The organism is Couchioplanes caeruleus, assembly GCF_003751945.1.
GTDB lineage: Bacteria > Actinomycetota > Actinomycetes > Mycobacteriales > Micromonosporaceae > Actinoplanes > Actinoplanes caeruleus.
In genome coordinates this window covers 3,464,655-3,483,622 of sequence record NZ_RJKL01000001.1, presented here as the reverse complement: position 1 = coordinate 3,483,622, position 18,968 = coordinate 3,464,655, and the positions used below count along the sequence as shown (strand labels likewise).

The 18,968-nt window shown below is 69.1% G+C and carries 19 protein-coding genes and 1 pseudogene; 7 read left to right on the top strand and 13 right to left on the bottom strand.

Going from position 1 to position 18,968, the window contains the following annotated elements:
- Positions 1 to 56: 56 nt before the first annotated feature.
- Positions 57 to 809: a hypothetical protein gene (locus EDD30_RS15500; RefSeq protein WP_143162658.1), complete on the bottom strand. Its 753-nt coding sequence runs from the start codon at positions 807 to 809 to the stop codon at positions 57 to 59.
- Positions 810 to 919: 110 nt separating this feature from the next.
- Between EDD30_RS15500 and EDD30_RS39900 the strand changes: the two genes are divergently transcribed.
- Together EDD30_RS39900 and EDD30_RS15485 are read left to right on the top strand one after the other, a co-directional pair.
- A complete protein-coding gene (locus tag EDD30_RS39900) occupies positions 920 to 1,363 on the top strand; it encodes a hypothetical protein (protein ID WP_211277769.1) in 444 nt (147 codons plus the stop codon).
- A gap of 254 nt (positions 1,364 to 1,617) precedes the next feature.
- Positions 1,618 to 3,762 carry an FG-GAP repeat domain-containing protein gene (locus EDD30_RS15485; RefSeq protein ID WP_123678298.1) on the top strand — a complete coding sequence of 715 codons (2,145 nt, stop codon included), beginning with the start codon at positions 1,618 to 1,620 and terminating at the stop codon, positions 3,760 to 3,762.
- Positions 3,763 to 4,104: 342 nt separating this feature from the next.
- Here EDD30_RS15485 and EDD30_RS15480 read toward each other — a convergent pair.
- Positions 4,105 to 5,053: pseudogene (locus EDD30_RS15480) on the bottom strand (IS701 family transposase).
- A 486-nt stretch (positions 5,054 to 5,539) separates the two neighbouring features.
- Between EDD30_RS15480 and EDD30_RS15475 the strand changes: the two are divergent.
- Positions 5,540 to 6,292, top strand: coding sequence for a GNAT family N-acetyltransferase (locus EDD30_RS15475; protein ID WP_071803346.1), 753 nt, complete (start codon positions 5,540 to 5,542; stop codon positions 6,290 to 6,292).
- 417 nt (positions 6,293 to 6,709) lie between these two features.
- Here EDD30_RS15475 and EDD30_RS15470 read toward each other — a convergent pair whose 3' ends face one another.
- The 4 genes from EDD30_RS15470 to EDD30_RS15455 all read right to left on the bottom strand — a co-directional run bounded on the left by EDD30_RS15470 (position 6,710) and on the right by EDD30_RS15455 (position 9,687).
- Positions 6,710 to 7,072, bottom strand: coding sequence for a DUF4180 domain-containing protein (locus tag EDD30_RS15470; protein ID WP_071803263.1), 363 nt, complete (start codon positions 7,070 to 7,072; stop codon positions 6,710 to 6,712).
- A 65-nt stretch (positions 7,073 to 7,137) separates the two neighbouring features.
- Positions 7,138 to 7,800 carry an MOSC domain-containing protein gene (locus EDD30_RS15465; protein WP_071803264.1) on the bottom strand — a complete coding sequence of 221 codons (663 nt, stop codon included), beginning with the start codon at positions 7,798 to 7,800 and terminating at the stop codon, positions 7,138 to 7,140.
- The gene (locus tag EDD30_RS15460) at positions 7,797 to 8,624 is read right to left on the bottom strand and encodes a GNAT family N-acetyltransferase (RefSeq protein ID WP_071803265.1); all 828 of its coding nucleotides are present in this window, start codon (positions 8,622 to 8,624) and stop codon (positions 7,797 to 7,799) included. The genes EDD30_RS15465 and EDD30_RS15460 overlap by 4 nt, the downstream gene beginning before the upstream one ends.
- A 61-nt stretch (positions 8,625 to 8,685) precedes the next feature.
- Positions 8,686 to 9,687 carry an LLM class flavin-dependent oxidoreductase gene (locus EDD30_RS15455; RefSeq protein WP_071803266.1) on the bottom strand — a complete coding sequence of 334 codons (1,002 nt, stop codon included), beginning with the start codon at positions 9,685 to 9,687 and terminating at the stop codon, positions 8,686 to 8,688.
- Between the two features lie 53 nt (positions 9,688 to 9,740).
- Here EDD30_RS15455 and EDD30_RS15450 point away from each other — a divergent pair, with 53 nt between their 5' ends.
- Positions 9,741 to 10,949, top strand: coding sequence for a HEAT repeat domain-containing protein (locus tag EDD30_RS15450; RefSeq protein ID WP_071803267.1), 1,209 nt, complete (start codon positions 9,741 to 9,743; stop codon positions 10,947 to 10,949).
- Here the strand turns inward: EDD30_RS15450 and EDD30_RS15445 are convergent.
- The 7 genes from EDD30_RS15445 to EDD30_RS15415 all read right to left on the bottom strand — a co-directional run bounded on the left by EDD30_RS15445 (position 10,946) and on the right by EDD30_RS15415 (position 17,093).
- Entirely contained in the window at positions 10,946 to 11,797 is an 852-nt protein-coding gene (locus EDD30_RS15445) for a substrate-binding domain-containing protein (RefSeq protein ID WP_211277666.1), read from the bottom strand. The genes EDD30_RS15450 and EDD30_RS15445 overlap by 4 nt on opposite strands.
- A 179-nt stretch (positions 11,798 to 11,976) precedes the next feature.
- The gene (locus EDD30_RS15440; protein WP_084556123.1) at positions 11,977 to 12,963 is read right to left on the bottom strand and encodes an ABC transporter permease; all 987 of its coding nucleotides are present in this window, start codon (positions 12,961 to 12,963) and stop codon (positions 11,977 to 11,979) included.
- Positions 12,960 to 14,441 carry a sugar ABC transporter ATP-binding protein gene (locus EDD30_RS15435; protein WP_071803269.1) on the bottom strand — a complete coding sequence of 494 codons (1,482 nt, stop codon included), beginning with the start codon at positions 14,439 to 14,441 and terminating at the stop codon, positions 12,960 to 12,962. Before EDD30_RS15435 ends, EDD30_RS15440 begins: the two co-directional genes overlap by 4 nt.
- On the bottom strand, positions 14,441 to 15,661 hold the full coding sequence (locus tag EDD30_RS15430; RefSeq protein ID WP_249024585.1) for an aldehyde dehydrogenase family protein: 1,221 nt from the start codon (positions 15,659 to 15,661) through the stop codon (positions 14,441 to 14,443). The genes EDD30_RS15435 and EDD30_RS15430 overlap by 1 nt, the downstream gene beginning before the upstream one ends.
- Complete coding sequence (locus EDD30_RS41470) at positions 15,543 to 15,857, bottom strand: aldehyde dehydrogenase family protein (RefSeq protein WP_211277668.1); 315 nt, start codon at positions 15,855 to 15,857, stop codon at positions 15,543 to 15,545. The genes EDD30_RS15430 and EDD30_RS41470 overlap by 119 nt, the downstream gene beginning before the upstream one ends.
- A 153-nt stretch (positions 15,858 to 16,010) precedes the next feature.
- Positions 16,011 to 16,523, bottom strand: coding sequence for a recombinase family protein (locus EDD30_RS42020; RefSeq protein WP_084556127.1), 513 nt, complete (start codon positions 16,521 to 16,523; stop codon positions 16,011 to 16,013).
- 105 nt (positions 16,524 to 16,628) lie between these two features.
- Positions 16,629 to 17,093: a DUF1707 SHOCT-like domain-containing protein gene (locus EDD30_RS15415; protein ID WP_071803271.1), complete on the bottom strand. Its 465-nt coding sequence runs from the start codon at positions 17,091 to 17,093 to the stop codon at positions 16,629 to 16,631.
- Between the two features lie 29 nt (positions 17,094 to 17,122).
- On the opposite strand from EDD30_RS15415, the gene EDD30_RS15410 reads away from it, so the two are divergent.
- From EDD30_RS15410 to EDD30_RS15405, 3 genes are all read left to right on the top strand, one after another.
- Positions 17,123 to 17,743, top strand: coding sequence for a class I SAM-dependent methyltransferase (locus EDD30_RS15410; RefSeq protein ID WP_071803272.1), 621 nt, complete (start codon positions 17,123 to 17,125; stop codon positions 17,741 to 17,743).
- A gap of 182 nt (positions 17,744 to 17,925) precedes the next feature.
- On the top strand, positions 17,926 to 18,072 hold the full coding sequence (locus EDD30_RS39115) for a hypothetical protein (RefSeq protein WP_170047112.1): 147 nt from the start codon (positions 17,926 to 17,928) through the stop codon (positions 18,070 to 18,072).
- Positions 18,073 to 18,408: 336 nt separating this feature from the next.
- On the top strand, positions 18,409 to 18,825 hold the full coding sequence (locus tag EDD30_RS15405; RefSeq protein ID WP_143162548.1) for a hypothetical protein: 417 nt from the start codon (positions 18,409 to 18,411) through the stop codon (positions 18,823 to 18,825).
- The last annotated feature ends 143 nt before the right edge of the window (positions 18,826 to 18,968 follow it).

The window sequence follows — 18,968 nt, the reverse complement described above, 5'->3', positions numbered from 1 at the left end:
ACCAGGAGATCAGGTTGCGCTGCTGTAGCGGCTGCGTTGCGTACCGGGCCGTGTGCTCAATGGTGAGCACCATGGGGTGCTCCGGCGTTCTGACCGTCGAGATCAATCACGGTTTGCCACTGCTGTGTACCGAGCAAATCGATGACGACCCGAGCGGAGCCGTCCCAGCGGACCGTCTTGCACATCTGTACCAGGTGCTCACCGTGGTAGGCGGCATGGAGATCCTCGCTGCGGGCAATCAGGTCGCCAGCAGCAGTGACAACCTCAACATGGAGGTAGCCGAGCCCGTCGTCAGTAATGCTGGCCACGCCGCGAGCCCGATGTCGTCGGTCAGGCGCCGACTTCCATGGGCCTTCCCACCAGTAGCGGTAGACCCTCGCCCCGACGTGGTGCAATGCGCCGGTGAGCACGACCGGATCCCAGCCAAGCGCACGGGCCAGCTCCAACACGCCGTGGTGCACGATGCGCAAGCCCAGCTGGCGCTTCTGGTCGGTGGGCAGCTTCGCGAAACCGACCGGCACTGCGACCCATCCATTCTCCTGGGAGCCGAGAAACCGGGCGCTGACCTCCACCATGTCCGCGCGCGGGGCGTCCAGCGCGGGCCGCGGTCGGCGCGACGCGTCCGGGTCGGCGTTCAGTCGCATGACAGACGCCCTTGCAACCAGTGCCAGGCCCGGCAGCGCCTGGCTGTACGCCTCGCAGACGCCGCGACTGATACGGGCGAAGGAGTCCACGTCGGGGTCGTCGTTCCAGGGCCGCTTCGGAAAGCCGCTGTCCGGCCACACATGTACCTGACGGAACATCGGCATACACGCACTCTAAAATGCAGCCCGCCAGCTTGAACCGCCCTCATCCGGCGAGTCCTCTAGCGTCTGACCTTCGCAAACACGCTCTCTAGTGCTGGTCGTAGGCTCGCGGTATGACCGGTGGCGGGCGTCGTGCCCGGGGTTTGTTGTCGCTGGTGCCGCAGCCGGCTCGGGCCGGGCGGACGTCGGCCGAGCTGCTGCCACGGCGGTGCCCGGTCTGCGGTGGGCGGTTGCCGGCAGCGGCGAATGCCTCGGTGGTGTTCTGTTCGGCGGTGTGCCGGGCGCGGCATTGGCCGGTGGAGCTGGCCGGCATCCTCGGCGCGCTGCTGGCGATCCCGGTCGCCGGCATCCTGCAGATCCTCGCCCGTGACATCTGGGACACCCGCCGCGGACGTCCCAAGACGGAACCGACAGTGGGCGAGGACCGGACCCCGGTGACCGAGGCCCCTGCCGAGCGGGACATCGAGGCCGCCGCCACCGCGGGGGCATCGGACACCCGAGTCGCCTACGGCAGGAACACCATGGCCGAACCCGCGGCGCCCCGTCGGCGCATCTAAGCATAAAGAGGTGCCGAATTCCATCGCCGCACACGGGTGATCAATAACTCCATGCCGTCTACCAGCATCGGCGCGCCGTCGAGACCGGACGTTGCCCGACGCGCGTTGCCTCGCCGCTGCCCACGGGTTACCGTCCCGGTCGCATCCACGGCCCTTGCCGTGCCGATCAGCCCGTGCTGCTCCGGTCCGGACGGATCCTGCCGCCGGCTGTCCCTGGATGCCTGATCACTAGTCGTCAAACGGGGAAACCACACATGAATGCGTCCCAACGCGCCCTGGCGCGGCGGTTGCTGACCGCCGGGCTTGCCGCGATCACCCTCACCGCCGGCCTGCCGGCGGTCGCCCACGCCGCACCGGTGTCCGGACTGTCCGCCACCCTCCGCAACGCCGTCGCGGCCGAGGCCTCCTACGAGCAGAAGCTGGCCGTCGCCAGCAAGTTCGGTCTCGGTGACGACCTGCCGCTCCTCGAGCGCGCCGACTACGACTTCGTCATCGAGATCTGGAAGCACGTCAAGGACAAACCCGACTTGATCGAGGTACGGATCGCTGCCGAGGAGGCGTTCGGCACCTCTTCGACCTCGGCTGACCCGCAAGCGGCGAATCGGGCCTGCGCCGAGTTCATCGTCAGCGGGGCGAAGGCCGCCTACGACCGTGACATCGCGCGGGAAAAGCGGAAAGCAGACGACAAGCGCCTGTCCGATCAGGCACGCGCTGCGGCTGCCGCCAGCATCCGTGTCGTGGCCGACGCCGAGCTGCTCCGGGGCACCGACGCCCAGTTCATCGGGCTGATCTGGGAGCTCGCTGACGAGGACCCCCAGTGGGTAAATGTCAAGGCGGCCGCGAAGGCGGCCCGCAAGGGCACTCCCGAGGAGCAGAAGCGGTTCATCGCCTCCGGCATGGCGGCCGCGGCCAAGGAAGACGTCGAACGCCGCATCAGGGAAGACGATGACAAGACCGCGGCGGAGAAGGCTGCCGAGCTTGCCCGCGCTGCCAAGAAGCACGCCGCCGACCGTATCCGCCTGCCCGTCAACGAGCAGCTGCTGAATCTGCCGGACCGCGACTTCGTCACCGCGGTCTGGAACCATGCGGCCGACGGCAGCGAGGTTCATGCGGCCGCCCGCTCGGCCGCCCGCAGCGCTGACCCGGCGGTCTGGAAGGCGTTCATCGACACCGGCATCGACCAGGCCGTGGACCGCGACATCGAGAACGCCCTGGACGCCGCCGAGGCCGAGGACCGCCGCCGTGCGCAGGACATCCTCACTCGTGCCGAGCAAGCGCTGCACCGGAATCTCGCCAAGGCCGCGCGTGGGGCTCTGGCCGGCACGGCCGATGACGTCGCGGCCTTCCTCCGCAAGGGCCAGTACGACGCGTACGAGCTCGACGAGGCCGCCGCCCTCAAGGCCCACAAGATCCGAGCGTTCTACGACTACTCGGGCTCGGCGACCCGCCTGTTCACCTTCGGCAAACTGGGTGGCCCGGCGGCCAGCGAGACGCAGAACTGGGACTCCAGCGCCGGCAACTACGACGCCGCCCGGAGCAAGCCGGTGGCCGGCGACTTCGACGGCAACGGCGTGCAGGACATCGCCGCGTTCTACGACTACGGCAACGGGCACACCAAGCTGTTCTTGTTCTCGGACGTCGACAACGGGACCGGCCCGCGGCAGGTGTGGGACTCCGGGCACGGCAACTGGGAGTCGGCGAGGGCGTCGTATGTCGCTGGTGACTTCGACGGTGACGGGCGGGCCGAGATCGGTGCGTTCTACGACTACGGCAACGCGCAGACCAAGCTGTTCGTCTACGACGACGTGACGGGGACCCCCACTGCCCGTGTGGTGTCGGATTCGAAGGTCGGCAACTGGGAGTCGGCGAGGGCGTCGTATGTCGCCGGTGACTTCGACGGTGACGGGCGGGCCGAGATCGGTGCGTTCTACGACTACGGCAACGCGCAGACCAAGCTGTTCGTCTACGACGACGTGACGGGGACCCCCACTGCCCGTGTGGTGTCGGATTCGAAGGTCGGCAACTGGGAGTCGGCGAGGGCGTCGTATGTCGCCGGTGACTTCGACGGTGACGGGCGGGCCGAGATCGGTGCGTTCTACGACTACGGCAACGCGCAGACCAAGCTGTTCCTCTACGACGACGTGGCAGGTGCACCCAGCGCCCGCTGGACGTGGGACTCGAAGGTCGGCAACTGGGAGTCGGGAAGGGCGTCGTATGTCGCCGGTGACTTCGACGGTGACGGCCAGGGCGAGATCGGTGCGTTCTACGACTACGGCAACGCGCAGACCAAGTTGTTCGTGTTCGACGACGTGACGGGCAAGGCCGCCGCCCGTACGGTGTGGGACTCGGGGCGCGGCAACTGGGACAAGACGCGGACCCAACTCGTGTCCGGCTCCTGACGGAAGTAGCGCGACAGACGCTGCGGTGGTGCGGCCGAGGACCGACCTCGGCCGCACCACCGCGGCTGGCCGGTCGCTGAAGCTTCTGCAGATGGCAACGCTGCGTACCTGACCAGACGGGGGTCGCGAAATTGGTACGGTCCCGCTAATACTGCAACGGCAGTTAGTACTGCAACGGCAGTTAGAAGAGGGTGTAGCCGCGGCGTTTGTAGTGGCTGAGGCGGGCTTGGTGTTGGCGTCGTCGGCGCCAGTGTGACCACCACCAGAGGTGCTGTCTGGGCTGGTGAGAGCGGACGAACAGTGCGGTGAGCAGGGGTCGGATCTCGGGTACGGTGTAGCCGATCAGTATGCCGCCGCCGGTGCTGTTTCCCCTTTTGCGGTAAGGGTCTTAGCGACGACGAGCCAGGCGTGTGCGGCCATCGACAGAGTGATGTGCGCGTACCAGGCTCGCCAGTCGCGGACCTGGTATTCGTCGAGGCCGGCCTGACCTTTGGCCTGCTGGAAGCACTCCTCGACGGCCCACCGAGTGCCGGCGATGCGGGCCAGGTCCATCAACCGAGTCCTGCGCGGTCCGTAGCAGACGTAGTAAGCCAACTCGCCGGTGCTGATGTTGCGGCGGGCGAGCAGCCAATGCCCACGCCCGGGCCGCCAGAACACCCGAATCGGAATTCGCGCCCACCAGTATTCGCGCGGTCCGTGCGCCCCCGGCCCGGCCGAGATCCGCGACCAGGCCCGGCCCGGCAGCGCGGCGATCAGCTTGTCGACGCGGGCGAAGCCCATGCTGGTGGTGACCACATCGTCGTTGCGGCGGGTCGCGACGACATGCGCCTGGTCGTGTTCTTCCATCCAGACCCGCAACGACTTCGACTGCCCGTATGCCTCGTCCATCGTGACCCAGCCGGGCGTAATCCCGGCAGCGAACGCGCGGGCGAGCATGGTGCGGGCCATCTCAACCTTCGTGGCGAAGCCGACCTCGTCCGGGATCCCGGCCTGGCGGCACCGGTCCCGGTCATCGGTCCAGGCCTGCGGCAAATACAACTGCCGGTCGATCAACGCGTGGCCCTTGGCCGAGCGGTAGGCCAGGAACACCCCGACCTGGCAATTCTCGATCCTGCCGGCGGGCGGCCTGCTCCGCCAGGGTCCACCCGTTGGTCCGGTCCAGGCCCGCGACCAGCCCGGACAGGTACTGGCGGGCCCGCCGCCGCGGCTCCGACCGAGCGAACCGACCCGCGAAACGGGCATGCAACCGATCCAGCTCCGCCGACCACACCGCAACATCGACATCCGTCACACCATGACCAACGACCCGATCATGAACCCGTTTCGCCTGGCAACTGCCGTTGCCGTACTAGCCGACCCATGCCTACAAGCCGTTCGGAAAGCCGTCACCGTGACGCGATACCGAACGCCGCCGCTCGGCCAAGCAAAAGTTGAGCCGCTCGCACCAGCGGAAACGGGTTCAGAGACACCCACTTAGCCGCAGAACCGGTCTTTGATCGCGGAAGGGACATCCTCACTGCCTGACCCATGTATCAATCAGCGGTTGACAGCCTCGGAAACACCGTGGCAGGCTCGCCGGGCACCACGTACCCGGCGTGGGCACTCTGCATGAGGGAATGACGCCAGTGATCTCAGTGAGCCAAGCGGCCGCCTGAGAGTTCCGCGACACGACCGGCTGACCGGTCCGCGCCATCTGGATCACCGCGCCACGGCGGCCCGACGTTTCTCCGTCCCGCTGTTCAGCGTCGTCCCACATCTTCAGAGGTTTGAAATGATCATGGATGTCCGCATCCAACAGTCCGTTGTCGCCAACCTGGCCGCCCGGCCCATGCCGGTTGAGGCGGGACCGTTCCTCATCGGACTTGACCCCAGCACCGAAAGCCCCGGCATCAACTACGCGACGCCGCGACCCGGGGCCGCGATAACCCCTGCCGACGTCACCGCCCTGGTGACTGCCTTCCGCAAGGCCGATCGCCAACCTCGCCTGGAGTACGTCACCAGCTGCTCACCCAGTCTCGAGTCGCTTCTGCTCACCGCCGGGTTCGTCGTGGAAGCCCGGCACGACTACCTGGTATGCACCCCCGACTCAGTCATCACGCCACCGGCGCCGGCCGGGTTCAGTCTGCACGAACCGGCCACTGAGGAGCAGCGGGCCGCCCTGGTGCGCGCGCAGAACGACGCCTTCGGCGGTGAGCCGGTAGCCGCCGAAGCGGACGTCGCCCGCCTCCGCCGCCTGCAGTCCAACGGCGGAGTCGCGGTCATGGCCGTCACCGGTGCCGACATCTGCGCCGGAGGCGGCCAGGCCGTTCCACCCAACGGCGCAGTCAGTGAGGTGGCCGGCATCGCCGTCCGCGAGCCATACCGCCAACGTGGACTCGCCGGCGCGGTCACCGCCGCAATCACCAACAGCTTGTTCACCGCCGGCACCGAGATCGCCTGGCTGGAAGCCTCAGGCGAGGACGCGTGGCGCGTCTACGAGCGCGTCGGCTACCAGCCCGCTGGCAAACGGCTCTACATCGCCCAGGACTGACGTCCGACAAACAGCGGGCCCGGGCGAAGGTCCGCAACCAACGCTCGGGCCCCACCAACCCAACACCTTGCCGGTCCACCCCGACAGCGCCTCATCCCGGAACCGTCGCCAGCCCTCAATCGACTCAACCTGACCATTCAATCTCTATAGCAGTGCAGGGTCGCAGTAATGGCAGTTCGTTGGCCGGCAACCGGCGTCGCAAAATGGGCCTGGAACACACCGCACCCGAGGCTGATCCGCCCGGCGGCCTGGGTCGACCACGCTGAACCGCTACCGATCATCGTAGGCGCGTGGTGACTTAGCGCGATCAACCAGAGGGCCGGACCAGCCAACGACGCCGCAGACTCCGCAGAGCACCGGGGGCGGGTCCATCCGCACGGATGCGCACCCGCCCTTACGGCGCCCGGCGGAGGTCGATCAGCGGTGCAATCGGGCGTCGAGGTCGTCGAGGGTCGGCAGGAACCAGACATGGTCGCCCTTGTTCGACTCGCGGACGAGGTCGCGCAGTGCGTCGCTCGCGGCGACGTGGGCCGAGATGTCGCCGACGATCGCCAGCCGGATCCGGTAGTTCACGAACTTCTGCATGATCTCGCCCGCCACTCCGGTGCGGAGCCGGAAGAACTCCGCGTCGAGCCGGGTGGCCGGTATCGCCACCATCCGGGCCTGCCCGAACGCCGCGCCGATGAGGTCGAGAGCGTCCTGGGGGCCGCCGATGGGCGTGCCGGACTCGGCGCAGAGCAGGACCGCTTCGCCGCCGCGCTCGATCACCTGGTCAGTCATGCGCTGCCTCCCCGTCGTTGCCGGCGTCCTTCACGTGCTCGCCTTCGAGAGGACATCGTCGCGGATCAGCGCCGGAGGCGCTTGCGAATATCGGCCTTGAGACCGTCGGGTAGCCCGTCGATCTCCAGGTAGGTGGCGAGGCGCTCGGAGTCGTGCATCCAGGCGCGGAACGCGTCGGCGATGGTCACGCCGTGCCCGGGGCGCTCGAGGACCGTCACCTCGTCGCCGGCCCGGACGTCCCCCGGGGTGACGACCCGCAGGTACGCCCCCGGCCGGTTCTCGGCGGCGAACCGCTTGACCCACCGCGGCTCACCCATCTTCCATTGGAAGGTCGCGCATGGGATGCGCCCGAACGTCGTCTGCAGCACGAGGGTGTCGCCGACGCGCCAGGTCTCGCCGATCTCGGCACCACACACGTCGACGTCCACAGTGGTCAGGTTCTCGCCGAACATGCCGCCGGGAAGCTCGCGGCCGAGTTCCTTCTCCCACCAGTCGTAGTCCTCGCGGGCGTACGCATAGACCGCCTGGTCGTCCCCGCCGTGATGCGCGGTGTCGAAAATCTGGTCGCCGGCCAGCCCGCTCGCCCGCTCGGGCGGCAGACCCTTCGGGCCGGGCGCCCGTACGGCGACCGCATGCGTGACCGGCCGCTTGGTGATGCCGGTGGTCCCGATGTTCTTGACGCCGGTGTCCTGCGGCACGGCGAGATTCACCTGCAACACCCGGCTCATGACGAGAACTCCACGACGGTACGGTCCTCCAGAGGTTCGTAGCCCAGCCGCTGGTACAGGGCGTTCGACGTCGGATTGTCCAGGTCGGTGAAGAGTGCCACCTCGGTGGCACCCGCCTGGCGGGCCGCCCGGCTGATGGCCGTGGTGACGGCGCCGGCATATCCGCGGGTGCGGTGTTCCCGCGGGGTGTAGACCGCCTGCACCCGCACCATGCCGGCCTCGGGCCGGGTCAGTGCGGCCATGGAGACCGGTGTGCCGCCGTCCTCCCACAGCAGCATCCCACCGTAGGAGAGCCGGTCGTCGACGAACGCCTCGATCGCGGGATCGTCCTCGCCGACCTCGCGGAAGAAGGCCGCCGTCCAGCCGACGAGCAGATCCCGATCGCCGGCGTCGGCGACCCGGGCCGAGCCGGACGCCGGGGGAGTCGGCGGCACGAGCGTGCCGAGCCGGAAGAGGCGCATCCGGGAGTGCACCTTCGCCGTCGTGCCGGTGCGGCGCTCCCAAGCGGCGACGAAGGCTTCCACCGCCGCAACCGGGCCGGAGACGCCGGGCAGGTCGTCGCCGAGCACCTCGGCCAACTCGGCGGCGACTCCCGGCGACATCGGGGACAGCACCGGCGGCCGCGGCGGCGTCCACACCACCGCCGCCTCCCCGCCGTCGTGCCATCCGAAGACGGCATCCTCGGGGCCGTAGGCCCGCGGACCGTGTAACCGCACATGCTCGGCGGTCGTCAGCGGCAGCGTGTTCTGCACCGGACGGGCGCGGAGGAACGCGCCCGTGGCGCTCAGGAACTGCTGGACATCCCCCGTGATGTGCCAATTCATGGGGTTGATTCTCGCAGACCGGGGTTTCGGCGGACCCTGACAATCCTGATATGCCGGAGCCTCACAGGCCCCACGCCTTGGCGATGGTCGCGAGCGACTCCCGCCGGGTCTGCGGGTCGTAGACCGCGCCGGCCAGGATCAGCTCGGCGGCACCGGTCCGCTCGACCAGGGCGTCCAGCCCGGCGACGACCTCATCGGCGGTGCCCACGTACTGGGTGCCCGGCAGGACGCGGAGGTCCAGATCGGACAGGTCGGCGTCGGCCGCCTTCTCCGGCGACACGATCGGGCCCAGCCGGCCCGTCCGCAGGTTCCGCGCCATGACCCGGCTCGGCCCGGCCAGATACCGCGCCTCCTCGGTGCTGCCGGCGGCGAGCGCCGAGGCGCTGACCATCAGATGCGGCTCGGGGAACCGCGGCGACGGCGTGAACCCCGACCGGTACAGCCGCACCGCGGCGTCGAGGTCGCCGCCCATCGCGAAGTGGTACGCGTAGCAGAACGGCAACCCCAGCGCCGCCGCCACCTGGGCCCCGTACGTGGACGAGCCCAGCATCCACACCTCGGGGAAGGTCCGGGCCGCGGGTGTGGCCCGCAGCGGCCCGGCCCGCTCGGGTGCCACCCGCTCGTCGCCCAGTAGCGCGAGCACCATCGCCAGGTGGTCGGGGAACTGCTCGACGGTCAGGTGCGGCGAGACCCCGCGCAGGGCGGCGGCGGTGGCCTGGTCGGTGCCCGGCGCCCGCCCGATGCCCAGGTCGATACGGCCCGGATGCAGCGCCTCCAGCAGCGCGAACTGCTCGGCGACCACGAACGGCATGTGGTTGGGCAGCATCACCCCGCCGGAACCCACCCGGATGCGCCGCGTGCGCGCGGCGACGTGGGCGATCAGCACCGGCGGCGAGGTCGAGGCGACGGCCGGCATGTTGTGGTGCTCGGCCACCCAGAATCGCGCGTACCCCAGCTCGTCGGCGGCCTGCGCGATCTCCGTGGTTCCCCGCACGGCGTCGGTGCTGTCGTGACCCTCGCGCACGGTGGCGAGATCAAGGACGGACAACGGTACGCGGCTCATGTTGTACCAGGATAGGCCGCGGAAATCTTGACTCGCTGTGACAAGGTTGCGCGATGATCGACACCCGTGCCGTCCTGGCGAACGTGGTCCGCGCCGCGGAGAGTCACAACGTCCTGGAGACGGCCATGGACGCGCTCAGAGCCTCCGGCGACACCACGCTGGTGCCCGAGCTGCACAAGCATCTGGACCGGTTCCTCGACGAGGAGAACGACTTCGGCCGGGACGTGATCGCGGTCGTCCTGGCCACCATCGCCGGCCCGTCGGCGCTGCCGGCCCTGCTGCGCGCCGCAACCCGCGATCTTTGCGACAACCAGGACAATTTGTACGGCGAGATCGCCGGGTTGCTCCGCGCGGATCCCGAAGCCGGCCGGTGTACGGCGACCGCGTTCGCCACCGGCGAGACCGTCGAGGAGCGGCGGACGGGACTGCGGGCGTTGGCCTATCTGCCCGGCGCGCCGGCCGTACCCCTGCTGACCGCGGCCCTGTCGGACCCCGACCCGGAGGTCCGGTCCCGCGCCATCACCAAGCTCGACGACACGGTGACAAAGAGCCGGGCGATCCCGGCCCGCCCCGTCGCGGAGCCCGGGCACGCCGAGGCGTACGCGGCGCTGGTGCAGGCACTGCAGACCCCGTTCGAGGACGTCCGCGCGGCGGCCGTCGGCTACCTGGCGGACCGGGGCAAGGACGACGCGGTCGGTGCGCTCACCCCTCTTGCCGACGACCCGGCGCCACGCATCAGGTCGGCGGTCGCGTACGCGCTGGGGCGCCTCGGCGGGACGGAGGCGATCACGCTGCTGCACCGCCTCGTCGAAGACCCCGATCGCGGCGTCCGCGAACGCGCCCAGGCGTCCCTCGGTGCCACGGGTGGAGCGAGCGCACTCGACCCGCTCCTGGCCCTCGCCGACGACCCGGCGCCCAAGCGGCGCGTCGAGGCGGCCAAGGCCCTCGGCGGCGCCGTCGAGTCGGACCCCCGAGCGGCGCAGCGGATCATCGCGCTCGCCGCCGACGAGGACCCGGCCGTACGGGCGGCCAGCGTCAGCGCGCTCGCCTGCGTCACCGACCGGGCCCGCTGGTCGCCGCTCGTGCTCGCACGCGCCGATGACCCGGACCCGGTGGTTCGCCAGCGGGTCGCCGTCGTCCTGCGTCACCTCGACCCCGAAGCGGCCGTGCCGGTCCTGCGCCGCTACCTGGACGACCCGGACCCGACGCTGAGCTGGATCGCCACCGACCAACTGAAGCGTCTGATGGACCAGCGGGACTAGAACTCGCTCTTGGGATCGTAGTACTGGCCGACGTTCTCCCTGGTGATCATCGGCGAGGGCACGACCGTGTCCCTGTCCACGCTGCCACCGTCAAGCAGTGTGATGAGGCGTTGATAGGCGGCCTTGCCCATCTCGACCGCATTGTTCAGACCGGTCACCTCATAGTTGGTGCCGGCGTTGATCGCGGCGAGCGCTTCCTTCTGACCGTCGACACCGGCCAGGAAGATGTCCTTGCTACGGCCCGCGTCGCTGATGGCCTTCTGCGCGCCGAGACACATCGAGTCGTTCTCGCAGAAGACGGCCGTGATGTCGCGGTGCCGGGCAAGTAGGTTCTCCATCACCTTGAGCCCCCCGTCGCTGCTCCACTCGCCGAACTCCGGAGCCACCACCAGTTCGATGCCTGGCTGCTGGTGCAGCACCGATGTCACGCCGCCGGTCCGGGCCAGCCCGATGGAGTTGTCCGCCGGGCCGCCACGGATGATCGCGACCTTGCCCTGGCCCTTCAGCCTGTTGTTGATGTACGTGCCGTCCTGCTGGCCGATCGCGGCGTTGTCCGGCCCGACCCAGCTGGTGTAGTCGCCGGATTTGAGCTTGCGGTCGACGAGTACGACCGGGATGCCTTTCTGTTTGATGGCGGCCAGGGCCGCCGGGGCGGCCTCCAGCGGACCGCCGGAGATGATGATGCCGTCGACGTCCCTGGCCAACAGGTCGGAGACGTTTGCAGTCAATGCCGCGGCGTCACCCTTGGCGTCGGTGACGGGCACCTCTACGCCGCCTTTGACGCCCTCCCGTTCGACAGTCTTGGAGATCCCGATGAAGTACGGCGCTCCCAGGGTGAAGTTCGCCATGCCGATCGTGCGGCTATCGGATCCGGGGCCGTCACCCTCGTCGGATCCGCACGCCACGGTCCCGAAGAGACATGCCCCGACCGCCGCCAATGCGATCAGCCGTCTCATTTTCCGCTTCCCTTCCGTTGTTGGGACGAAGGGTGGTCCGTCTGCCGGCACACTGACGACCATCCCGGACATCACAGGTCCTCGCGTCGCCGTGCGAGTACGACGACAGCGATGATTAGGCCCTTGAGGACCTGCTGCCAATAGCTCTGGACGTCGTGGAGCGTGAGCAGGTTGTCGATCAAGCCCAGCAACACGACGCCGCCGAGCGTGCCGACGACGCCGCCGCGGCCGCCCGCGAGGCTGGCGCCGCCGATCACGCAGGCGGCAATGGCGTTGAGTTCGAAGGCGATGCCCACGCTCGGCTGCGCGATACCGACCCGCGAGGCGAGGATCACGCCGGCCACGCCGGCGCAGAACCCGCTGATCAGGTACGCCAACAGCACATGGCGCGGCACGTGGACGCCGGCCAGCCGGACCGCCTCACGGTTGCCGCCGATCGCCACGATCGCGCGGCCCACCGTGGTCCGGGTGAGGAAGACCCAGGCCGCCGCGAACAGCGCGACCACGATGACGGTCGCGAACGGGATCGGCCCGATCGACCCGGTGCCGAGCGTCAGGAAGCCGGCGCTGGCCGGCGTGATCGGAGTCTCCGAGTAGACGTAGGCCAGCCCACGAATCGTGGTGAGCGCCGCCAGTGTCACCACGAACGGCGCCAACCGGAACCAGGCGACCAGCAGACCGTTGACCGCGCCGCAGGCGATCCCGACCGCGACAGCGAGCGCCATCGCGACCGACACCGGTAGATCGGCCGTCAGCCCCGCCGCCATGACGCCGGTGAGGGCCACGATCGAGCCGACGGACAGGTCGATGCCACCGGTGAGGATCACCATCAGCATGCCGAGCGAGAGCAAGGCGGTCGGGACCGACTGGCGCAGCAGATTGGTCAGGTTGTCGTCGGTGAGAAATGAGTCGGTGGTCGTCACGGCGACCACCGACAACACCAGGAAGACGATCGCGAAGCTACCGTTGATCAGCTGGCTGCGGTCGAACCGCGACCGCGGCGAGACGTCACCACCGGTGCACACTACCGGCTGAGCGCGCATGACCGGCCCGATCATGCCGCCACCCCGATCGAGTACGCCAGCAGCTCTTCCTCGTCGGTCTCCGCGCTGGGCAGGTCAGCGGCGATCCGCCCGGCCCGCATGACCAGCACGCGGTCCGCCATGCCCAGCATCTCGGTCAGGTCGGACGAGATCAGCAGCACGCCGAGACCGGCTCGGGTGAGCTCGTCGATCATCCGGTAGAGGTCGACGCGGGTTGCGATGTCCACGCCACGAGTCGGCTCGTCGAGGATGAGCACCTTCGGCTTGGCCAGCAACCACTTCGCCAGCACCACCTTCTGCTGGTTGCCGCCGCTGAGGTGGCGCACGAGGCGGCCGATGCCACGTGGCCGCACGTCCAGCCGCTCGACCATGCTCTGCACCGCCGCGGCCTGGCGACGTCGGTCGAGCAGGCCTCTGCGGCACAAGGCTGTCATGATGGCCAGCGAGGCGTTGTCACGGACGGGGAGGCCGAGCACGAGTCCAGTGCGCAGCCGGTCCTCGGTGACCAGCGCGATGCCGGCGGCGATCGCCTCCTTCGGCGAACGCAGCCGCGCCGGCCGCCCGGCCAACCGCACTTCGCCGCTGCTCACCGACACCGCCCCGAACAGACACTCGGCGAGTTCGCTGCGACCGCTGCCGACCAGCCCGAACATGCCCACCACCTCGCCGGCCCGGATCCGCAGCGAGACATCGGTGAAGGCGCCATCTCGGCTGAGCCGCTCGGTGCTGAGCAACTCGGGGCCGGGCGTCGGGCGGCGGGCGGGGTAGATCTGGTCGAGACGGCGGCCCACCATGTGCCGCACGATCTGCGCCTCGGTGGTCGCCGCCGGTGTCGTGGTGGCGGCGATCCGGCCATCCTTCATGACCGTGATGCGGTCCGCGATCCCCATCACCTCATCGAGGCGGTGGGATACGTAGAGCACCAGTACGCCGTCGGCGCGCAGCGAACGGACGAGCGCGAACAACTGGTCAAGGTCGTCGCCGGCGAGCACCGCGGACGGCTCGTCGAGGACGAGAATGCGGGGTTCGCTCGCCATCGCCTTGGCGATCTCCACCATCTGCTGGCGGGGGACCGAGAGCCGGCGCACGGCGGTGCGGGTAGCGATGCCGGTGAAGCCGGTGCGGGACAGCAGCGTGGTCGCCCTGGCGTGTGCTGCCGACCAGTTGACGAGACCGTAGCTCTTCGGCAGATCGCCGAGAAGCACGTTCTCAGTCACGCTGAGCTCCGGTACCAGGCTGAGTTCCTGGTGGACGGTGCGGATGCCGAGGGCTCGCGCCTCGACCGGGCTGTCCAGCGCAACGGTCTCGCCGGCCAGTCGGATCTCGCCGGCGTCCCGCTTCGTCGCTCCGGCGAGGACTTTGATCAGCGTGGACTTGCCGGCGCCGTTCGCGCCCACAATCCCCACTACTTCTCCGCCGATGGCGTCGAGGCCGATGTCATGCAGCACCTCGACTCCGGCGTAGGACTTGCGGATCCCCGTGAGTGACAGCATCAGGCCAGAGCCTCCATCACGATGATCGTCTTCTGCCGGGTCAGGTCGAGCAGCGTGTCGTGCAGGCCCTCCCGGGTTCCGCCGGTCTGCTTGACCCCGCCGAACGGCAGGTTCTCCGAGCGCAGCGCGGTGGAGCCGTTCACGATCACGCCGCCGGCCTCGAGCCGTCTGGCGAGCGAGAACGCCCGACCGATGTCACGGGTGAAGACGGCCGCTTGCAGGCCGAAGTCCGATGTGTTGGCGTGTCGCATCGCCTCCTCGTGGTCGGCCACCCTGACCAGCGGCGCCACCGGTCCGAAGATCTCCTGGGCGATCGCCGGTTCGTCCGGGCGGACGTCGGTGAGCACGGTGGGGTAGAGGAACGCGCCGTCCCGCTGCCCGCCTGCGGCCAGGATGGCACCGTCGTCGACGGCCCTGGTGATGGCCGCCTCCACGGCCCGAGCGGCGGACTCGGTGATCAGCGGTCCGACCTCGGTGCGCTCGTCGAGCGGATCGCCCACCACCAGCCGGTCGGCCCGCTCGACGAGACTGGCGGCGAACGCGTCGTACACCTCGTCGACGATGAAGATCCGCTTGACCGCGCAGCAGATTTGGCCATTGCCGCGGGCGAGCCGCCCGAGCACCACCGCGTCGACGGCCATGGCTATGTCGGCGTCCGCGCAGACGATCATCGCGTCGTTCCCGCCGAGTTCTAAGTGGACCTTCTTCAGGGTCCGGGCCGCGAGCATGGCTATGTCCCGGCCAGCGGTCGTGCTGCCGGTCAGGCTGATCAGTTGCACGTCCTCGGAGCTTGCCAGCGCCTTGGCGACCTCGGGCCCGCCGATCAGGACCTGGTGTGCGGCCGGCGGGGCGCCGGCCGCTGCAACGATCCCGGCCACCTCCAGCAGGGTGAGTGGGCACTTCTCGGGCGGCTTGACGATTACCGCGTTGCCGGCGGCCAGCGCAGCGGCGGCTTTGTGCGCGTACAGCTCGATCGGGTAATTGAACGGCACGATCGCCGCCACCACACCGAGCGGCTCCCGCACCGTGACGGCGAAATGGCGCTCCAGGCCAGGCACGGCGTCAAGTGGAATCTGCCGTCCGAAGAGACGCTTGGCCTCCTCACCGTAGCCGCGGAAGATCCGGATAGCGGCATCGAGCTCGCCCCGGGTTTGTGTGATCGGTTTTCCGTTCTCCGATGCCAGCAGCCGCGCCAACGCATCGAAACCGGGCAGCAACACCGTCCGCGATCCGGGCCAACAATGCTGCGCGCTGGTGGGCTGGTAGCGCAGCCATCTCCCGGCGGCCTTGCTGCGCAGCGGCGATCACCTCTGCTACCCGCGCCGGATCAGCGACCGGCACCTCGCCGATCGGCTCGCCGGTGGCGGGGTTGCGAATCTCCATCGTGGCGGACATGGACGTTGTCAGTTGAGTCATCTCGTTTGCTCCCTGCCAGCGAACGGTGACGTCGGCGGCGACCGGATCGCCGTGCGCGCAGGTAGCCGCCTTGCGGTTCGATCACCGCGAGGTGAGGCGCATCAGCGGACCCAGCGAAAGCAGGCTCGTCCGCTCATCTTCAATGTCGCCCTGTCAGCACGGGACGTCAAGACTTGAGGAGACCGGCTTCCATGAACCTGATCGCTCGGAGGAGTTGGTCGAGGCGAGCCGCTGAGACGTCAAGTTGTCGGTGAAGGAACTCGGCCGTCTTTGGTCCTCCCGACTCCCCCGTGGCGGCGAGCTCGGTGGCTGCCGAGCGGGCCTGTGGAGGTGGCGATGACGTCGAGGATGCGGCCGGGAACTCGCCACCGTCCACAACGTCCACGCCGTGCTGCAGGGGTGCGGGTTACGAGCCCGGTCGTGCGCCGAAGGCGGCGCGACGCCCAGGGCGTTGAGGGTACGGGCGATCCCGGCAACGCTGTAGCCGGCCAGCCGCTGCGTGAAGATCCACCGCACCTGGGACGCCGTCTCTGGATCCGGCGTCGCTGCGGGCGAGGAGGCCGCAGTACCAGTCGCCGCTGCGGTCGGCGGTGAGCGATGGTCACCTCGACGTCGTCCGGCTCCTCGTCGATCGTGGCGCGCTCGAGGTCGAGAGAACCGGCTCAAACGTCACCGGGCCGTGGCCACCCGCTTCGAGAAACTCGCCGTGCGCTACGCAGCAACCGTGACCATCGCCGCGATCAACGAGTGGCTATGACTTCGATACACGCCCTAACGCCGGCGCCGCTGATTCCGGATCGTCTGCACCCCGACGGTCGTGACGGCGAGGGCGGCGCCGGGAACGAGCAGCCAGACCGGCCATGGATGGATGGCGGTCTCGACTGTGGCGGTCACCAAAGCCCAGACGACGAGATTGACGGCACCGAGCGCACCCCAGATCGTCCACAGCACCATCAGCGCCATCGGGAGCCGCCGCGCCGCCCGGCGCGCCTCGGCGGCCCGCCGGGCGTTCACCTCGGCGGCACTGAGCCCCGGTCTCGGCAGGTCGGCGACGAGCACGAGGAGTTCGGCGTACGTCCGCGCGGCGTAGGCATCACGCACCCGCTCGTCATACTCACCGAGCGATAGCCGCCCCTCGTCGAGCGCCGCCTTCAACCGCTCCGCGATGTCGTGCCGGTCGGCGTCGGCCGCCCGCAGAGACTCGACCTCGGGCCGCCGCGCGACTTCCTTCGCCATGTAGGCCAGGCTAGAGGAGGGAGGCATCGATGAGCTACGACGAAGTGGTCGAAAGCCTGCGCGCGATCTACGACACCCGGGCACCGCAACGCGACGCGACGGTGAAGCAACCCTGGAAGATCTCGGAACGCGCCGCGTTCCTGGACCGCCTCCGCGCCATCCAGGCGAGGACTCTGCTGGAGATAGGCGCGGGAACCGGCCAGGACAGCCTGTACTTCGCGCGGGCGGGCCTGACGGTGACCGCGGTCGACATCTCCCCGGAACAGGTGGCCATCTGCCGCCGCAAAGGCCTGATCGCGGAGGTACGTGACGTCCTGCACCTCGGATTCACCCCGGCGTCCTTCGACGCGGTGTGGTCGATGAACTGCCTGCTCCACGTACCCGACGCCAACCTGGCCGAGGCGCTCAGAGCGACCCGCGAGACCCTCACCCCGGGCGGCCTCGCCTTTCTGGGAATGTGGGGAGGCGTCGACTCCGAGGGGATCATGGAGAACGACGGCCGCTTCTTCTCCTTCCGCACTGACGAGCAGATCCTCACGGCGGCCGCGCAGCACTTCGAGATCGTCGACTTCCACACGATCGACCACGGCTTCCGCTTCCAAGCCCTGACCCTGGCCCGCCCCGCGCACTCGTCCCATCTCAGGAACTGACACCGTGGCCTAGATCGCATGATGGGGCGGATCCTGCACCTCGAGCTACGCCGCTCCGCGGCCCTCGGTGTCGGTCTGCTGGAGCTGGTGGCCGGCATCGCGGCGCTGACCTCGGACACCTCGCTGTTCGCGGGGCGGTGGATGCGGCTGGCGGTCGTCTCGCGGGAGCTGCTGACGATGCTGTGGCCGCCGGCGCGGCCCTGGTCGGTGTCGGCGTGGCGGCGTTGCTGCCGGAGGCGGTTCGCAAGCTCAACACCGATGCGAATTTCGAGAAGGTCCGGCCGGACCCCGCGGCGATGTTGCTGAATCCGGCGTTCGGCGGACGGTGATCGCCCTGCTTCTGCTCTCCGCGGCGACCACAGCATTCTCGGCTGTCCCCGACGCCCGGCCAGCGAGACAGTCGCCGACTGAAAGCCGAGGCTGCCCACAGCGGGCTCGGCGGCTGGGCCGCTCACTGACGACGACCCCGACGAGGAACAGGGCTGGTTCTTTCAGTGAGAGCACGACGACGTGTCGTCCGCGCCTGACAAACCCGGGCGGCACCGCAATCTCCTCCCCCAGAACCCATAGGTCGCTAGCCGCCCGAACGATATGGGTGAGTGATGGTCCCACCTGACAGCCCGCCCGAAAGGCCCGGCCGCTCCCGGCTATCGGTGTGGTGGTGGGTGCTGATCCCCACCACCGCGCTCAACGGCCTGGTCGTCGGCTACTTCCCGATGTGGCTATCCATGGGAGCCGCCTACGACCGCGGCGACTATTCGTTGTCTGCCGGCGGATACGGCACCGCAGCGCTCGTCCTGCTCACCGCCGTCACCGGGATCCGCGGCTTCCGCGGACCACGCCACCCCGCCGCGCGGACCGCCGCGGCACTCGCGCTCGTCCTGGGCCTGTTCGCCGCCGTCTTCGGGCTGAAGGCCGCCCGCGAACCGGCGTCCAGCGTGCAGATCGGGCACGTCAACGAGGGAATTTTCCCGGTGCTGTTCATGCCCTGGACCATGGCGCTACTGATCGCGGGCCTCATCGGCACCTACAAACTGTGCGTCGGCAACCGGCACACCGGCAGCGCCTCCTCCGCCCGCTGAGCTACGGCGCCACGTCGGTGCGATGGCTGGAGCGCGACACCATTCTCTGACCGATCTCGAAGAACCGCACCGGAGGGATCGGGGTTGACCCGTTGCGCCCTGGAGCGCCTCGCGGTGCTGATCGACGGTTGCCACACGCATCC